Source organism: Arsukibacterium sp., assembly GCF_033721375.1.
Taxonomy (GTDB): domain Bacteria; phylum Pseudomonadota; class Gammaproteobacteria; order Enterobacterales; family Alteromonadaceae; genus Alishewanella.
The window spans coordinates 62,878-79,130 of the sequence record NZ_JAWWAP010000010.1 but is presented as its reverse complement, the minus strand read 5'-3'; the positions used below and the strand labels follow the sequence as shown (position 1 = coordinate 79,130).

Below are 16,253 nucleotides of genomic sequence, written 5' to 3'. Positions count from 1 at the left end.
CGTATTCACTTGCGTAAGAATGCACTGCTGCACTAGCATGAGACACAAGGTAATGGCCAACAGGCAGCAAACAGGGATAACAGGTGGCAGGGTGTGACGAACGATAAGGCAAAAAGTATATTTGAGCAGTTTGACCAGCGGCCGCTGCTATACAGCTATCTGTTATTGGCTCTTTATTTTTTTATCAATGCTGCGATAAATGCCAGCTCAGTCTGGATGGAACATAGCCGCAGCGCAGATAATCAGTTGCAACTATGGGAACCCATTGTCTGGGAATACAGCAGCGCCATCAGCACACTGTTATTGTTTCCGCTGTTATTCTGGTGGTTCAATCGCTACCCGCTGCAGCTTGGCGATATCCGCCGTCAGCTGCTGGCGCATCTGCTTGGCAGTCTGCTGTTCTCAATGTTGCATGTCGGCCTGATGGTCGCCATGCGCGAACTGGTTTATCACTGGCAGGGCGGCAACTATAACTTTGGCCCCATTCTGCGTGAGTTCTTTTACGAGTACCGCAAAGATGCCTGGGGCTATCTGTCGTTTTTAGTGGGTTATCGGCTGCTGCTTTTTTTCTACAGCCGGCTAAAAGGTGAGGCACATCAGCTGGACAGCGCAGAAGAATCGAGCGGGGCACAACCGATAAAGGCACCGGAGCATTTTCTGGTGAAGAAACTGGATAAAGAGTTTTTGATCCGCACCGACGATATTGAATGGCTGGAAGCAAGCGGCAATTATGTCAATCTGCACAGCAAAGGCCGCATTTATCCGCTGCGCGCGACGTTAAGTAATACTCTGCTGCAACTGAGCAGCAAAGGCTTTAGTCGTATTCACCGCAGCCTGGCAGTAAACCATAATGCTATCGACAATATCAGCTATGACAGTAGCGGTGATGGCGATATTTTACTGAAAAACGGCAAGCAGCTGGCGCTGTCGCGCCGCTATAAAGAAGCATTCAGAGCGGCTTTGCAGCCGGATTAAACAAAACCTTTTGCTGCTATAACCGTTCGCAAGTTAGTGGTTGGAAAACAGGTTGAGCAACCGTATCAACGATTAGCTGCTACCAAAGCACCAGCGTCAGAAAGCTGCCAAAAGCAATTACAAACATCAGGAAATACATTGCGGTGTAAACAGTGCGGTGGCGGCCCTGGAATACCGTATACAACATGCGGGCATCACCATAATTGTTTTTATGTTCGAATAACGTCTCACAGGCCAATAGTTTAAATGCCTCCAGTAATTTGCTTTTCTCATTGGCAACACCATTAAACATCAGTTTTTTGCCATCAAGGTAGATATCCTGCGTCCAGGTTTTAATGCAGATAGCATCGATAAAATTATCGACGCTGTGCCTATTTTTGATCTGATAAGTGTGGAGTATTATCCGGCGGATTATTTCAGCGTCAATAATGAGATCTTTTTGCTCAGACTGCCCTCTTTTATAGATTAACCATTTGGGGATAAACAACTGACTGGCGGTTATCCGAAAGGGTTTTAGATAGCGGGGTAACAAATAGCGCGACAATAGGAAGTCGGCAAATAGAGCAATAACCAGCGCCAGCATCGGTGTAAAAATAAGCAACATATAATTGATTTGTTTTGGCCAGCCAAAATTAACTATCAGCGGCAGAAAACTAAGTATCAGAAAAATAACAATAACCAGCACCTGGGTTTTCCGGCCACAATGCTGATAAAAAGACGGATAAAAATCATACTGCATAATCAGCCTTAGCTGGAAACAAACAAGTAAAACAAAATGATATTAGCCACTACCATTCCCTGAGCTATACGCACCATAGGTAAACAATTTGCTTGTCTGGCATCTGCAGTGTACTTACCGCGCAGTACTCGCCATTGCATACCAATAATTAACAGCGGCAAAGTGCCTCCTTTGCGGTCATGTTTTATAAACCGCTCCAGAATTGGAGAGTTAGTATTTAAGTCATTGTATATTGCCGGCATCAGCATAAAAAACAGATAAAGAGTCAGGATTGGCCAGTTAAATAGCACCAACATAATGGCCCAGGCTATTTTCTGCTTTGGCCAAGCAGATCCGCTGGCTGGATAGTCAATAAATTCCTCTTTCGTACTTTTACCCTCTTCCCAAAATGGCGTATTTTGTTTAACCAGAAAAATTTGCCAGTAAGCACAGTGGTTAAAACAGACTATTCCCCTGTCGGGCATCAGGTATAACCTGAATATTATTCCTTCAGTGGTAGTAGCAGTAAATTCAGTTACCAACGACGGTACGGAATAATTAGGAAAGATGTTCTTCAGAAAATTACGATGCAACCTCCTTCGATACTTGTTGCCAAGCTGCTTTGCGGAAACTGTCAAAAAATACCCTGAGCTTTCAGCCTTATTGCTCCTTTTAAGCGGTTGTCTGGCATACGCATAGAAGGGCGTGTTCAGCAAACTAAGCCATGTGACGTCGGTATTGGGCTCAAGTCGATGTCCAAATTTATCACATGCTAATCGAAGGTATCGGAATTCAAAACTAAGTGGTAGCGCTGCAATAGCACCTGCAGGCAAATCACTACAATTTGTTAATGTTTCTTCAGATAAGACGGGCATTGCAAAGCAGCTGAAAACTGCAACCAGACAATACGCGGCAATGCGTTTAAAAACAAAACTCATCTGCTTTTTAAGAATCCATTCCAGCTTATTATGGTGAGGCTTGCGCTATCGGCTAGCAATACTTTGCGATAAACTAATTAACCCCAATACTGCCATGTTTGCTCTGGGTATACAGGGTGTAAGGCAACGCCGCGGTATCTGCGACGAACGAGAAGGTGCCGTCGATAATAAAGAACGGCACGTTGTTAAAGCTGCTTCCCAGATTTACCTGACGGCTTGGTTCACCATTCAGCTTACATAAGTTGTAGGCAAAGCCGCTGTAAATACGCGGTATGCTCTGGCAGTAACTTTTCTTACCTTCGTGCTCAATGCTGACATGTGTAGTGCTGGCAGGCAGGGTTTTCACCGTTGCGCAGCCTGTCATCGTTAGCACCAGCACTACCGGTATTAGTGTTTTCATTTCATCATCCCTGCATTTAATCTGGCACCGAGTTTAGAGTTAAGTAAACTTAAAGTAAATAAAAATCAGGTACAAACTACTGATTGGAAAATGAAACTACAAATTATCTGCAATAACCGTTTATAACAATAAAGTTGTACTACTCTCATTAAAACAGGGACGTTTATCACTCACCCGGGGAAAGCAAGATGGCTGATTTTTTATCAATTGCCAATATCGTTGCGGCTTTTGCAGCTATTGGTACAGCGTGGCTTGGCATTGTCACCTACCGCCGGCAAAAAGAAATTGATCTTGAATACCATAAAGAACAGCTGGAGCGCGAGGCCGTTACTGAGTATCTGGCGTCGCTGGATACCTTGATAAATCATGCAGCTTACTGCGAAGGGAGCGGCACTCACGATCAGGCTGATAAAATACTGTTGTGCAAAAAGAATATTAATAAAATATACATTTATGCACCGGCAGAGGTCGTTAATGCAATGGATAAATTACTGACCGAAGCTACCGAGCTGGCCAGTATTATTTCCAAGATCCCCAATGCTGAGATTTATGATGAAGATAAAGAAGCCCTGTACAGAAACGAACGGGATAAAACTCAGGATGCCTACCTGGAGGCCGTGAACGTTGCAAGGCAGCATATTGGCTTGCATAAGCAACAGGTTGGCGCGGTTCAGCTGCTGTTGCTAGGCAAGAAATAACGGCTCAGGCCTTTCATCCAAGTAATCTTTAAGCCGGTAACTCTTACCTGCGTTGCTAAAATTATTACCCCTGCCACGACTAATTTCAGGCTTCGCAACCAAGCTGCCGATGTCTACCGCCCGGTTTTAGCGGGCTGGAACGCCGTTTATAAAGTGGTACTGGTATTGCTTTACTACCAGCTTTAAACCGCACATTGTATTACGTTAGGAGATACCAGATGAATCGCGAAAAAATAGTAGTTATTACCGGCGCATCGAGCGGCATCGGTGCAGCCACTGCAGAAAAGCTGGTTGCTGCAGGCCATAAAGTTGTTATTGCGGCCAGAAGCACCGACAAACTGAATGCCTTAGCCAAAAAGCTGGGCTCCGATAAGGCGTTGGCGGTAACCGCGGATGTATCAAAGCTGGATGACATTCAGAATGTCATTGCGCAGGCTAAGCAGAAGTTTGGCAGAATAGATGTCGTGTTCGCCAATGCCGGCACCGGCCTGAATACTGCTGGCATTGAGGACGGCGATCCGGCTGAATGGCAAACCCTGCTTGATGTTAATGTAACCGGCTTATTGCTGACGGCAAAAGCCAGCCTGCCGGCACTAAAACAAAGCCAGGGCCATTTTGTTTTAACCAGCTCTGTTGCCGGCAAAATAACTCTGCCAGGCTCGGTTTATGGTGCCTCAAAGTGGTTTGCTTATGGCTTTGGCCAGAACTTAGCCGCAGAAATGAAGGAGTGGCAGGGTCGCTGCACCACCATTTGTCCCGGGATGGTCAATACACCGTTTTTTGATGAAGCCAAGCCAGATAAGTTAGACCCTGACGATATTGCTGAGGCGGTGCTATTTGCTATATCAGCGAACCCACGCTGTGATGTCAGGGAAATTACTCTGATGCCAACAAAATAGCCGGCTTTATTTTGTTACTTGCCAATACCTGAATATACCGTGTACCTTAGTTAAAAAGCGCCATGGCTTAATGCTTACCCGGCGGCAATAACAATAATAATGAGACGGCTATGACAAACAAACTTTGGCTGACTATGCTGGCATTGGCAGCCCTGCATGGCTGCGCCAGCATGGATAAATCACAATGTCTGACGGCGGACTGGCGCACCATTGGTTTTGAAGACGGTGCCAGTGGTAAGCCTGAAACCGCCATCGGCACTTACCGGCAGGACTGCGCTGATCATGGTATTGCGCCCGATCTGAATGCCTACCGCCTTGGTCATCGCCAGGGATCTGAGAACTTTTGTACCCAACGTAATGGCTTTAATGTCGGTTTACGCGGCGCCAGCTATCAGGGCAGCTGCACGGCTGATTTGGCAGAACAGTTCCTCAGCGGCTATCGGGATGGTCAGCAGCTGTATGGCCTACAGCAGGCTGTGAACAATGCCCGCTCGGCTATTGACCGGCAACATCGGCAAATCAGCAACGTTGAGAAGCAGATTGCCATCCACACTGAGTTACTGGTTGCAGATGGCCTGGTAAGGGATGAGCGCATCCGGTTATTAAATGAAATTGAAGCGCTGAAAGCTGAACATTTTGATTTGATAAATCGGCTACCTGAACTGGAAGATCAACTGCAATACGCAGAACAACAGCTGCAACAAGGCGAGCAACGATTTACTTCGTACCGCTGACACTCTGCTTTATTTTCAATGACAGCTAAACAGGACATAACACATGGCAACTACATTTAAAGAATACAAAATGATTTATATTGCCGAAGGCGGCTGTGGCACGATTTTTCTTGGGGCATCTGGCCTGCCGTTAAAAAAGGTTGAAGCCGAGCTCAATGCCCAGGCAGCACAAGGTTGGCAGGTGGTGTTTCAGCTGATTGAACAAAAACGGTTCTGGCTATTCTGGACCCGTGAAGCCATGGTCGTTACCCTGGGCCGCTAAGATGCAGCGCTTGCTGTTGTGGCTTATTCGCCGCTACCGCAGAACCGGTGGTGGCATGCGCTGGTTTGGCATTGATTGCAATTATCAGCCGAGCTGTTCTGCTTACACTTACACCGCCATTAAGCGCTTCGGTGCATACCGCGGGGCAGTGATGGGCTGGCAGCGGATTAAGCGTTGTAACCGGCACGATAGTTTCTGTAAGTGTTTAGAACCGGTACCAACCGCTGGAGAAAAGTGTCATGCTGAATCAGCAACAGGTTGATGCCGAAGAAGAGCAGCTGCGCGAGCAGGTTGCTGCCCTGCCTGATGAACAGCGCAAACTATTTTATCAGCAGTTAAAACCGCTGCTGCGTGATCCCGATACCTATGCCACACTGAACTGGTGTTTTTTGGCCGGGCTGCATCACTTTTACCTCGGCCTGTGGGGCCGTGGCCTGTTAAACTTGCTGGTGTTTTTGGTGGGTGTAGCGTTGCTATTTACTCCGCTGATATTAGTTGGTATTGCCTTGCTGGTGCTGATTAGCGTGGTGGAACTGTGGGCGCTATTCCGCGCCCAGATTATTATCCAGGACTGGAATAACCAGCTAATCCGCCGGCTGCTGCAACGCTAGCGGTATGGCCCCGGCGACTGGCATTAATAACGATAAGTCGGTGCCTAACAGCAAGTCTGCAATTAACTGCTGCTGTTGCTGGTTAACCTGCGCCTGCAATAGCCGGACAAAATCCATTGAGGTAGCGGGCGTTTGCGGATAACCGTGTTGCTGCCATAAACTTCGCAATGCCTGGCTGATAACTGCATCTCCCAACTGCTGACGCAAAATGGCAAACACCAGCGTCGCCCGTGAATACAAATCATAATTTGCGGTAGCATCTACCAGTGCTGCAGGACGCTCGGTGCTGCGCATCACCGCAAGCTTAAAGCGCTGCCGCTCATATTCTACTAACGCCTGCATCGCGTCGGGCCCATAATGCTGCTCGATTAGCACCAGCTCAATATATTTTGCCAGCGACTCCACTAAAAAGGCACTGTCTGTCAGCACGCCGTTACCGATGTCATGACCAAACCATTGATGGGCCGTTTCATGCACGGCGCGCCGGTAGCGCTGATCGAAGCCCGCATCAACTGTCGGTTCAGCCCGAAAACCCACCCGGTGATTAATCATAATTATTTGCGGCAACGCATAGCCTGTCATCCCCAGATCAGGCATTGCCAGCAAACTTAATTGCTTACCGCGATAAGGCGCCACATGTTCACTCATCCAGCTTAGCGTGTCCTGCATGGCCTGCATATTCACTTCTGCAGCAGCATTTAACAGTGGGCTATACACTGTCAGCGCCACATTGTCGTGTTGGCGGGATATTGAGCTGTCTGCAAGCGAATACCAGGCGGCAAGATTGCGGATGGGCTCGTTTGTCTGATATTCCGCATAATTCCGGCCGTTTTGTTGCCACTGTCTGAGACGCCTGCCCTGCGCCAGCGGCGTTTGGCCGGCATCAGTAGACACCACAGAGTGCAGCGTGAACCAGTCGTAGCTGGCCTGGGTTGTCTTTGGTATAGCAAATAGCTCTGATGGTTTAGCCAGATTAAGCGGTGCCAGGCCATATTGCTGGCGCAGTTGGGCATCACGTAAGCGATATTCTTGCTGAAACCCTATCGTCGGTATTAGCGGCATGCCACGTAGATAGCTAAACGATGGTTTTACTATTTGCGGCATCACGGCCGGCCAGTGTCGCGGTTGGGTATAGCTTAACGTACTGTGCAATTGCACTGAGTCACCCGGCGCCAACCCCTCGGTTAGCAACACGGTATATTGGTTAAGGTCTGGGTCAAACTGTAACGTGTGGGCGACCGGCAGGCTAAGGCTGGTAATGGCGGTCGTGGAATAATTGCCAATTAATAGCCTGCTAATGGCCTGTTCTGTGCGGTTTTCCAACGTGTAGTTTAATGCAAATTCCGCTTTACCCGCTTGCGGATAAATATCTACCTGCGCGTCAATATGCCGGATATCCGGCTGGGCAACCCCGGTCCAGCTGATATAACGCTGCTCATAATCGGCTCGCCATTGCTCGCGTAAATCAGAGCTGAGCAGTGGCCTTTCAATCTTGATGTTATGGTGCAAATTTACGCCACTGCCCATCGTCAGCGCCAGTAACAACCACGAACTTAGCGTCAGCCTGCCGCGCTGAGGGTTGGCAAAACTACTGGTGCGATGCGACCATTGCCCTGCCAGCCATAGCAAACAGAAGGTTAGCAGCAACCAAAATGCCATAAAGGGCCAGAATACAGACTGACTTTGCTCAGCCCCCCAGAAGGCATCTGCCGGTTGTAGCGGTGAGCCGGCTATATTCCACAAGGTATGAGTCAGGCCTAATTTACCGCTGAGCGGGGTGTATTTCATAACCAGCATACCGGCACACCAGGCTGCTGCTGTCAGCGGAGAGCGGCATATCGCATGAAAAACACTGAACAATGCACCAAGCAACCATAATGACAACGCGACCTTACTGAGCACCACCGGATAGTGCCACAGCTGGATATCGCTGTTTGTCAGCCCTTCAGCTATCAGACATGCCAGGCCTGCAAGTACCATCAGCAGCATAATAAGCGCTGTTAAGGCCAATATATGGCCTGTCAGTAATATACCCGAGCGAACCGGCGTGGCAGCTATCAGTTCCGCCATGGCGGTTTGTCTGTTACGCCAGCCTAGTTGCCATGCCCATAGCAATACCAGCAAGCCACCCACCAGCGGCAACACATCATCGGCAATCCGGTTCAGCGCATCCAGGCTGGTTGGTTGCAACACCGCCAGTGGCTCAGCATAGTTAATGCCCGATAATACTTCGCTGCACATCAGGAAAACCCAGGCCAGCAGGAACAGCTGGTTCAGACGTTGCTTTAACAAGGTTAACAAAGCCATTAGTGTCAGTTGCCACAGTTGTCTTGCGGCTGTTGGCCGGGCAGTAATGGTCTGATAGATTTGCGGTTCGCTGGCATCCTCGCCGTCCGGGCTTTGCCAGGGTTTAACCGCCACACTGTGCGGCTTAAGCTTTAAACTGATAATAAACAGCCCGCCGGCCAGCAGGCAAAACAACAGCCTGTTCAGGTACAAACTAAAATCACCATACAACTGCGGCGCACTTTGCTGGTACAAAGCAACAAGACCGGTATTGCCGAAGGGGTCTAACAGGCGCATAGCCTGAAATAGCCAGTCATAGCTTATGCTGCTGCCGGCCAGCATCGGCGCGCCGTTGATACTGGCTAAAACCAGATACAGTAGCCAGCCAGCAGCAAATACAGCATACAGTGTTACGTTGCCTGAAAAACGCTGCGCCAGGCAGCAGGCCAGTGCGGTGTAAAAAGCACAGGCCGGCACCGCTAACAGGGTAAAGTTCCAGCCAGTGATTTTCAGCAGGCCGGCGTTAAAGCCATATTCCCGGCCAAGCATAAACCACATAATTATGAAGCCGGTCAGCATTAGGCCGGCACACAGCAAAAACAGTGCGGCCAGCCGGGTAAACAATCGCTGCCGCGTGCTTAGCGGCGTGGATAACACCAACTCTGCCATCCCGTGGTTCTGGTCGCGCAGAAAAACCAGTGGTGCCAGGGCGCCACAAAGCAATGGCAGGGTGAACATCAGCAAAGTCATTTGCAGTGCCTGCAGGCGTTTATCTGCTATGGTGTCGATACCGCCAATACCGATGGCAAAAATCAGCGCAGTTAGAGGTACCAGCAAAAAAGCCAGCCACAGCAAAGGCTGCCTGCCAAGGTAGCGCCACTCGTTATTCAATAACTCATGCTGGAACATCAGATACCGCCTTGTGTGACAGTTCGAAAAAATAACGATCCTGTAAATTAGCAGTAACCGGTACCGCCTCAGCACAGGGCTGTTTTCTGCTGAACAGCCGGTATAGCGGTAAACCAAAGCGGTAGCTGGCACTGAGGACACTGCTGTTGTCTGCCGGCCGTACCGGACTTTGCCAAACCTGCCCCTGCAACGGTGTCAGCAAGCTTTGCACCGCACCACTTTCGATAATCTGCCCATCGTTGATTAACGCTACAAAGGGGCAAAGATTTTCAATATCCTCAACAATATGGGTTGAAAGTAAAATCAGTTTGTCTTTGCTGATACTTACAAGCAGGGTGTGCAAACGTTCGCGCTCAGCCGGGTCCAGCCCGGCTGTCGGTTCATCCATAATCAATAACCTTGGGTTGCCTAACAGCGCCTGTGCAATCCCAAACCGTTGCCGCATCCCACCAGAAAAAGTTGCCACACTCTTATTAGCAACCGCACTGAGATTGGTAAGTTGTAACAACGCGTCAATCTGCTGCTGTTGTTCTGCCTTCTGATTAATGCCTTTTAAAATAGCCATGTGCCTTAACAAGGCATAGCAACTCATGTGCGGATACACCCCAAAATACTGCGGCAGGTAACCCAACTGCTGGCGCAGTACCTGTGGCTGTTGCAACACATTGATGCCGGCAAACTGAATTTGGCCCTGATCAGGCGGTTGCAGGCAGGCGAGAGCCCTCATAAGCGTTGATTTACCGGCACCATTGGGGCCTAGTAAACCCACCATACCGGTGGGCAACTGCAAATTAATATCACGCAGGGCGCGGGTGCCGTCAGCGTAAGTCACAGAGAGTTGGCGGATAGTCAGCATAAGCGGTTCCCATATAAATAATGGTTTCAGGCTAGGCTGAGCACGGGTTCGCTACAATCAACCAATGACAAAGTATCTGATTAAAATGATAAAAGGAGCCGACAGCAGCAGATGGCTGCCAAATTTACTTTCATCAGTAAAAAGGCTAACTTCGTCATTGACTGGCTGACACAAGTGGCCTGTTACGCCACCCTATGCAAAAAATCTGGCAGGATAACACCATGGCTAACCCGGCTGTCGCCAACACTAAAGCAACCTGCAATGCCGTCGCCAACAACCAACTGGCGCTTGTGGCGGCGTTGTTGCTGGAAGCGATTATCCGGCACTTTTCCTGGCAAAGTCAGAGTGCAATTGATTTTTTGTTTATCGTGCTGCAGTTAGTGCTTGAAAGCTTGCCGTTGCTGCTGGCCCATTATTTTGCCGGACGCTTAACCTTGCTGCGACGCCGTTGGTGGGCAGGGGCAGTCTGGTGTGCAGGTTTTGTGCTTTATCCGTTAGCTCATTTCTGGCTGGGTAGCCAGCTGCCGGTTTTTGCTGAGTGGGCGCTGTTTTCTGTTCAGGGCTGGTCGCTGCTGGTGCTGGCCAGTGCTGGTTTTGGCCTTAGCCGCATGTTGGCAAAGCGCAATACCACCGCGGGCTTTCAGTTTTTCTCCCGTTTATTGTCACTCAACTCGGTATCGCTTTTGCTTTTGGCGGCATGGGCAATTGTTATGGCAGGGATTTTTGCCTCCACAAACGACCCGGTGCGCAACCAGCCGCTCCGGGCATTTATTGACACCGATACTGTCATTGTCAATTTTGAAAGCTTTCTGCAATATCTCTGGCAATTTTTGTTGCTGGGAAGCTGTGTTTTGTTCATTTGCTGGCTTAACCGCTACTTTCTGATCAGACGGATACTGGCCCGTGAGGGCGTTTTTGCCTATGTAGCAGGCTGCCTGATTAGTATCATTGTGCTGACACCACTGTTGAGCTCTATCGTATTATTGTTACCGCTGAATATTCCGGAATTTAGCTTTTTACCTTCTCAGGACTACAACATTTTCGACCCTGTTAATTATCGGTTCTGCTTTTTTGTACTGGCGATCAGTACGCCGGTTATAATGGCTTTTGAACGTCAGCAACAAGAAAAAGCACTGGCCGAAATCGCTCAACGTCATAGCCAGACAGAACTGCAGCTGCTGCAGCAACAGGTTAATCCTCACTTTCTGTTTAATACCTTAAATAATTTGTATGCTTTAACATTAACCGGCTCAGAACAAGCACCAAAACTGGTGTTGCAATTAGCCAACTTGCTGCGATACACGGTATACGAGGGGCAAAGTCAGCAGGTTAGCCTGGCCCGGGAAATTCAGTACCTGCAAGATTTTCTGGCGTTGCAGGCCATTCGCAGCGGTGAAAAATGTCAGCTTCACGTGGAATGGCCCGACAACACAGAACAGTGGCAAATTGCGCCATTACTACTAATAATATTGCTGGAGAATGCCTTTAAGCATGGGGTTGAAGTCAGTGAGTCCAGATGTACTGTTAATCTTAAACTCAACATTATAAACGGCCGGTTGCTGCTATGTTGTGCCAATACCATGCCAGAAAAGCCGACCAGCCATAAAGCCGGGATTGGGCTTGAGAATCTGCAGAAACGCCTTAACCTATTGTATGCTGAAAAACACCGGCTCACCGCAGAGCCCCGGGATGGCTGGTGGCATGCAGAGCTGAGCCTGGAGCTGGAACCATGCTGACCACATTAATTATTGATGATGAGCCGCTGGCCCATAATGTTATAAAACACCATTTGCAAAGGTGTAACGATATTGCTGTGGTGGCAAGCTGCTACAATGCCACTGAAGCCCTCAGTTATCTTGCCCGTCATCAGGTCGATTTATTGCTGCTGGATATAAATATGCCGGCTTTAAGCGGTATTGAACTGCTAAAAGTGCTGCACCACCGGCCGCACGTGATTATTATCAGCGCCTATAAAGAATATGCGCTAGACGGCTTTGAACTGGATGTGGTTGATTATTTACTAAAGCCGGTTAGTGCAGAGCGTCTGTACCAAGCCATTAATAAAGTACAGCGTCGTATTGGCGAGGCAATACCGGCCGCCGATAGTTATATTGCGCTAAAGGTAGACCGGGAAAAACGCAGGTTTCTGCTTAATGAGATTATATTGTTAGAAGCCTATGGTAACTATGTCAAAGTATGGCATGGTCAGCAGATAACCCTGGTTAGCAGTACACTGAAGCGGTTATTACAGCTGCTGCCCCGGCAGCAGTTTTTACAAATTCACAAGTCATTGGTGGTTAATAAAAACCATGTTGTTGCTGTCGATGGTGATCAGGTGCGGCTGGCTACAGAGAAAGTGGTTAAAGCAGGTAAGCTATACAAACAAAATCTGGCACAATTGCTGTAGCATAATGCGCAGAAGAATAGGCTAAGGGCGCAGCACTGCGCCCTTTTACTGATTTACCGGCTTAGAAGCGCTCTACCACTTTCGCCTGCATAGCCGGGTCAGCAAAATCCAGCTCTACCGGTTGTTCCAGAATAATCCGGCCCTCTACCACTGCATCGGCGGCGATATGCAGACTGGGCTTATTGTTGTTGCCCCAGCCAAAGAACGATTTTTTCTTACCGGGCTTTTTAAAGATAACATCGCCTTCAACCACAGTGTTGCCGGCCAGTTGAATATCACCGTTCACGGTGCTGATATCCTGGGCTACCCGGGCACTTTTCAGGGTAATATCGCCGTTTACCGTACTAATGTCACCGGCAATGTTGGCATTATCGGCTGCCATTATTTCGCCGTTTACTGTGCTTAGGCTACCTGTGACCTGCAGATTGCGGCCGGCTTCAATGGCGCCATTAACGGTTTCAGCACTGTCAATAGTGACATCATCACGAATCGCAATGCTACCATTGACCAGTGATACCGCTTTAGCACTGCTGTTGCTGGCCATTTGCACGCTGCCATTCACCAGAGATACATCGCCATAGTGCTGACCGCTGCCGACCACCGCACTGCCCATCACTTTATCAATATTGCCGTGACGGCTTTCGGCCATTGCTTTGCTAAAAATGCCGCTGCCTGCAACGACAACAGCCAGCAAAGTAGTTACAGCAGCAAATTTCGAGAGTTTCATTTTTTATATCCTTGTTTGTGATTACGCTGCTGACCAGTTTGCAAATGGCCTGCCAATTTTAAATATTTGATTTATATGAACTTAAATAATATGGCTGCCGTACTGACATTGTAAAATTGCCACTAATTGGTGAAATTAACTAATTATTACAGTAGCTGGCAGCGTTGGCGGGAATTTACTCAGAGCGTCACGCGCGCCAGTACCGTTGCCGGTACCGTTAACGGCAGCGCGATAATTGCGGCCTCTGCTGAGGCAGGAAAGTAACCGGTAAGGGCAGTAAAATTTACCTGATGGCTGACCAATACTGTCGGTATGGTCTGCCTGGCAGCGAATTGCTGCAGTAATGCCTGGGTTTGCTGATCACGATCGCCCCGCCCGGCAAAAAATGAGTTTAAGGCCGGTAATGGCTGTACCGGAGCAATGTTCATTAATCTGGCCGTATCAAGACATCGGCACCACTGACTACTGTACAACGCAATATCACCGGCATATTGCTCTTGTAATAACACACCCCAGGCTTGTGCCTGTTGCCGGCCCTCACTGTTTAAATTGCGCTGCGTACTGCAGTCAGTCAGCTTGAAGCCGGCCGGGTCGCCAGTGCCTGGCGCTAAGGCGTGGCGCATAATCAGCACCGCCTTACCATCACGCCAGGCTTCCCACGCGGCGTCGTTGGCGATACAGCAAAAAGGCAGTAAGCCCAGCAGCAAGCATAATGTTCTCATACCCTGACCTAATCTGATTTTGGGATCCGGTTACACTTGTGTACGCCACTGCCGGCCAATGGGTTCTGCCGGCAGCAGAGTGGCGTTAAAAATAAATTTACCATAAGGTAATTTTAGCGTTATTATTTTGACCATCTTTGTTAACGGAGAAGCAAGTTGAAAAAAATATTCTTGTCATTGTTGTTCAGCGGCAGCGTGCTGGCAAATTCGGCCCAACAGGAACAGCAACTCAATATGATGCTGGCCATGATGGAACAAATGGGCGAGCTGACCCGGTTGGCCGAATGTGTGGACCTGCCGCCGGCTCGTCTGAAAAGTGCCTTCCGGCAAACCTTCGCTGAATGCGGTATGGGCGACATGTCATCAGAAGAATCTGACCCAGAGCATAAAGCTTGCATCCTGGATAGTCTGGCGAGCCACAGCGGTGTGGCTGCCGAGCGCTGGCAAGCGTGTGACAACAGCGAGGAAGAACCAGCGGACCCATTGATGGCGGAACTGGACGCTTTAACTGAGCGGATAGGTGAGCGCGAACCCACTGCGGCAGAACAACAGCAAATGGATCAGATTATTGAGCGGATGCAGCAGCGCGGCGTGGCTGAAATGCAGCAGGTGGTGGATGGCATGATTGCCGGCAGCCAGGGCACAGAAGCCTTAGTCACGCTGCCGGTTTTTCCGCAGGCGAAACTGCTGATTAACTTGCCCGCGCAGGGCGAAATGGAAATTGCAGAACAGCGCTATGTGACGTTACCCGGGGCGTCGTTTGTGACAACCGCCAGTCCGGCCGAGGTGTTAGATTTCTACCGGCAGCAATTGCCAAGCTACCGCGAGCACCGGCCAGCATTAATGGCCGCTACCGACGTTGCTTATATGCAAAATGTACCGGCAGGCTTTGATTATGTGAAGGACGTCGGCAGGGCGCTCAGCATTCCACACATTTTTATTCAGCCTGCTAAAGCGGGTTCACAAAAGCAGTTGCCTGGCGCACAAACACTGTTTTTTGTGTACTACCCACCCGCTGAATAAGCGCTAATCGTCCTGATCCGCGGCAATGCGGGCCCGGCGTTCTTCAGCTTCAGCAAAGGCGGCTTTAATTTGCTCCAGCACAGCGTCGACATCGGCGGCGCTGTCATCGGCAATAAATTCGCCGGTTAATACCACATCAGGGTGCAATTCACCGGCTTCATATAAAGCCCAGATCTCGCCGGCATAATGGGTTTGCAGCAATTGGGGAGCATACTGGCCGTAATAATCACGCATATTATTAATATCGCGCTCCAGCATCCATTTAGCATTGTTATTTGCAGCGGCATCAACCACCTGCGGCAAATCGATAATAACTGGCCCGTAATCATCTACCAGCACGTTAAACTCTGACAAGTCACCGTGAATAAGCCCTTCACACAGCATAATTACCACGTACTGCATCATAGTTGCATGATCAGCCAGCGCAATATCCTCAGCCATAGCAACATCGCCCAGTCGCGGCGCTACCATGCCCTCGTCATCGCATACCAGCTCCATCAGTAACACGCCGTCATAACAGCCAAAAGGCTGTGGCACCCGGACACCGGCTTTCGCCAGCTTAAATAAGGCGTCTACTTCGGCGTTCTGCCAGCTTTGTTCCTGCTGGGCCCGGCCAAACTTCGAGCCTTTTTCGATCGCCCGGGTACGACGGCTGTTGCGGCCTTTGCGCCCTTCCTGGTATAGCACCGCTTGTTTAAAGCTGCGTTTGTCCGCTTCTTTATACACTTTGGCGCAGCGAATATCCTCGCCACAACGGACGATATATACTGCAGCCTCTTTGCCACTCATCAGCGGCCGGATAACTTCATCCACCAGGCCTTCATCGACCAGCGGCTGAATACGTTTCGGTATTTTCATAGCGCCCTTATACCCTAGTTAACAACGGCAGGGAATATGTCAGCGCCAGCCTGATGATAAAAAAGTCAGACAACGCTCCCCGCCCCATAGCTGAACAGGCTTTGAGCGGTGTCAGATCCTATCACACAACCGGTAATAATTACTGCCAACGGTATTTTTTACTGGCCTGTGCATCCGCTAATTTTACTGATACTGAGTATCTTCAAGATGTTAGCGTAGTGGCATGATGT

At 49.3% G+C, this 16,253-nt stretch carries 18 protein-coding genes; 10 read left to right on the top strand and 8 right to left on the bottom strand.

Annotated features, from left to right (window positions below; translation table 11 throughout):
* Positions 1–93 precede the first annotated feature (93 nt).
* Positions 94–975: a LytTR family DNA-binding domain-containing protein gene (locus tag R3187_RS15765; RefSeq protein WP_318968017.1), complete on the top strand. Its 882-nt coding sequence runs from the start codon at positions 94–96 to the stop codon at positions 973–975.
* Positions 976–1,054: 79 nt separating this feature from the next.
* On the opposite strand, the gene R3187_RS15760 is transcribed toward R3187_RS15765, so the two are convergent.
* The 3 genes from R3187_RS15760 to R3187_RS15750 form a co-directional block, all read right to left on the bottom strand.
* Entirely contained in the window at positions 1,055–1,714 is a 660-nt protein-coding gene (locus R3187_RS15760; RefSeq protein WP_318968016.1) for a hypothetical protein, read from the bottom strand.
* A gap of 8 nt (positions 1,715–1,722) precedes the next feature.
* The gene (locus R3187_RS15755; protein ID WP_318968015.1) at positions 1,723–2,631 is read right to left on the bottom strand and encodes a hypothetical protein; all 909 of its coding nucleotides are present in this window, start codon (positions 2,629–2,631) and stop codon (positions 1,723–1,725) included.
* Between the two features lie 73 nt (positions 2,632–2,704).
* Complete coding sequence (locus R3187_RS15750) at positions 2,705–3,031, bottom strand: YceK/YidQ family lipoprotein (protein WP_318968014.1); 327 nt, start codon at positions 3,029–3,031, stop codon at positions 2,705–2,707.
* A gap of 188 nt (positions 3,032–3,219) precedes the next feature.
* On the opposite strand from R3187_RS15750, the gene R3187_RS15745 reads away from it, so the two are divergent.
* From R3187_RS15745 to R3187_RS15720, 6 genes are all read left to right on the top strand, one after another.
* Entirely contained in the window at positions 3,220–3,729 is a 510-nt protein-coding gene (locus R3187_RS15745; RefSeq protein ID WP_318968013.1) for a hypothetical protein, read from the top strand.
* A gap of 218 nt (positions 3,730–3,947) precedes the next feature.
* The gene (locus tag R3187_RS15740) at positions 3,948–4,628 is read left to right on the top strand and encodes an SDR family oxidoreductase (RefSeq protein WP_318968012.1); all 681 of its coding nucleotides are present in this window, start codon (positions 3,948–3,950) and stop codon (positions 4,626–4,628) included.
* Positions 4,629–4,738: 110 nt separating this feature from the next.
* Positions 4,739–5,362 (top strand): DUF2799 domain-containing protein, encoded by a 624-nt coding sequence (locus R3187_RS15735; protein WP_318968011.1) that lies wholly within the window; start codon positions 4,739–4,741, stop codon positions 5,360–5,362.
* A gap of 43 nt (positions 5,363–5,405) precedes the next feature.
* Positions 5,406–5,624, top strand: a complete 219-nt coding sequence (locus R3187_RS15730; RefSeq protein ID WP_318968010.1) for a DUF4177 domain-containing protein — start codon at positions 5,406–5,408, stop codon at positions 5,622–5,624.
* A 1-nt stretch (position 5,625) separates the two neighbouring features.
* Positions 5,626–5,886, top strand: a complete 261-nt coding sequence (gene yidD / locus R3187_RS15725; protein ID WP_318968009.1) for a membrane protein insertion efficiency factor YidD — start codon at positions 5,626–5,628, stop codon at positions 5,884–5,886.
* Positions 5,864–6,235, top strand: coding sequence for a TM2 domain-containing protein (locus tag R3187_RS15720; protein WP_318968008.1), 372 nt, complete (start codon positions 5,864–5,866; stop codon positions 6,233–6,235). The genes yidD and R3187_RS15720 overlap by 23 nt, the downstream gene beginning before the upstream one ends.
* Here the strand turns inward: R3187_RS15720 and R3187_RS15715 are convergent.
* Positions 6,209–9,430: an ABC transporter permease/M1 family aminopeptidase gene (locus R3187_RS15715; protein WP_318968007.1), complete on the bottom strand. Its 3,222-nt coding sequence runs from the start codon at positions 9,428–9,430 to the stop codon at positions 6,209–6,211. The two genes, R3187_RS15720 and R3187_RS15715, sit on opposite strands and share 27 nt — an antisense overlap.
* On the bottom strand, positions 9,417–10,286 hold the full coding sequence (locus R3187_RS15710) for an ABC transporter ATP-binding protein (RefSeq protein ID WP_318968006.1): 870 nt from the start codon (positions 10,284–10,286) through the stop codon (positions 9,417–9,419). The genes R3187_RS15715 and R3187_RS15710 overlap by 14 nt, the downstream gene beginning before the upstream one ends.
* A 221-nt stretch (positions 10,287–10,507) precedes the next feature.
* Here R3187_RS15710 and R3187_RS15705 point away from each other — a divergent pair, with 221 nt between their 5' ends.
* Both R3187_RS15705 and R3187_RS15700 read left to right on the top strand, forming a co-directional pair.
* Complete coding sequence (locus R3187_RS15705; protein ID WP_318968005.1) at positions 10,508–12,022, top strand: sensor histidine kinase; 1,515 nt, start codon at positions 10,508–10,510, stop codon at positions 12,020–12,022.
* A complete protein-coding gene (locus R3187_RS15700) occupies positions 12,016–12,693 on the top strand; it encodes a LytTR family DNA-binding domain-containing protein (RefSeq protein ID WP_318968004.1) in 678 nt (225 codons plus the stop codon). The genes R3187_RS15705 and R3187_RS15700 overlap by 7 nt, the downstream gene beginning before the upstream one ends.
* Before the next feature lie 61 nt (positions 12,694–12,754).
* On the opposite strand, the gene R3187_RS15695 is transcribed toward R3187_RS15700, so the two are convergent.
* Complete coding sequence (locus tag R3187_RS15695; protein ID WP_318968003.1) at positions 12,755–13,420, bottom strand: hypothetical protein; 666 nt, start codon at positions 13,418–13,420, stop codon at positions 12,755–12,757.
* A gap of 179 nt (positions 13,421–13,599) precedes the next feature.
* Positions 13,600–14,142 carry a histidine phosphatase family protein gene (locus R3187_RS15690; protein WP_318968002.1) on the bottom strand — a complete coding sequence of 181 codons (543 nt, stop codon included), beginning with the start codon at positions 14,140–14,142 and terminating at the stop codon, positions 13,600–13,602.
* A gap of 156 nt (positions 14,143–14,298) precedes the next feature.
* On the opposite strand from R3187_RS15690, the gene R3187_RS15685 reads away from it, so the two are divergent.
* Positions 14,299–15,165, top strand: a complete 867-nt coding sequence (locus R3187_RS15685) for a hypothetical protein (RefSeq protein ID WP_318968001.1) — start codon at positions 14,299–14,301, stop codon at positions 15,163–15,165.
* Positions 15,166–15,168: 3 nt separating this feature from the next.
* On the opposite strand, the gene R3187_RS15680 is transcribed toward R3187_RS15685, so the two are convergent.
* Positions 15,169–16,023 (bottom strand): PA4780 family RIO1-like protein kinase, encoded by an 855-nt coding sequence (locus R3187_RS15680; RefSeq protein WP_318968000.1) that lies wholly within the window; start codon positions 16,021–16,023, stop codon positions 15,169–15,171.
* Positions 16,024–16,253: the final 230 nt, after the last annotated feature.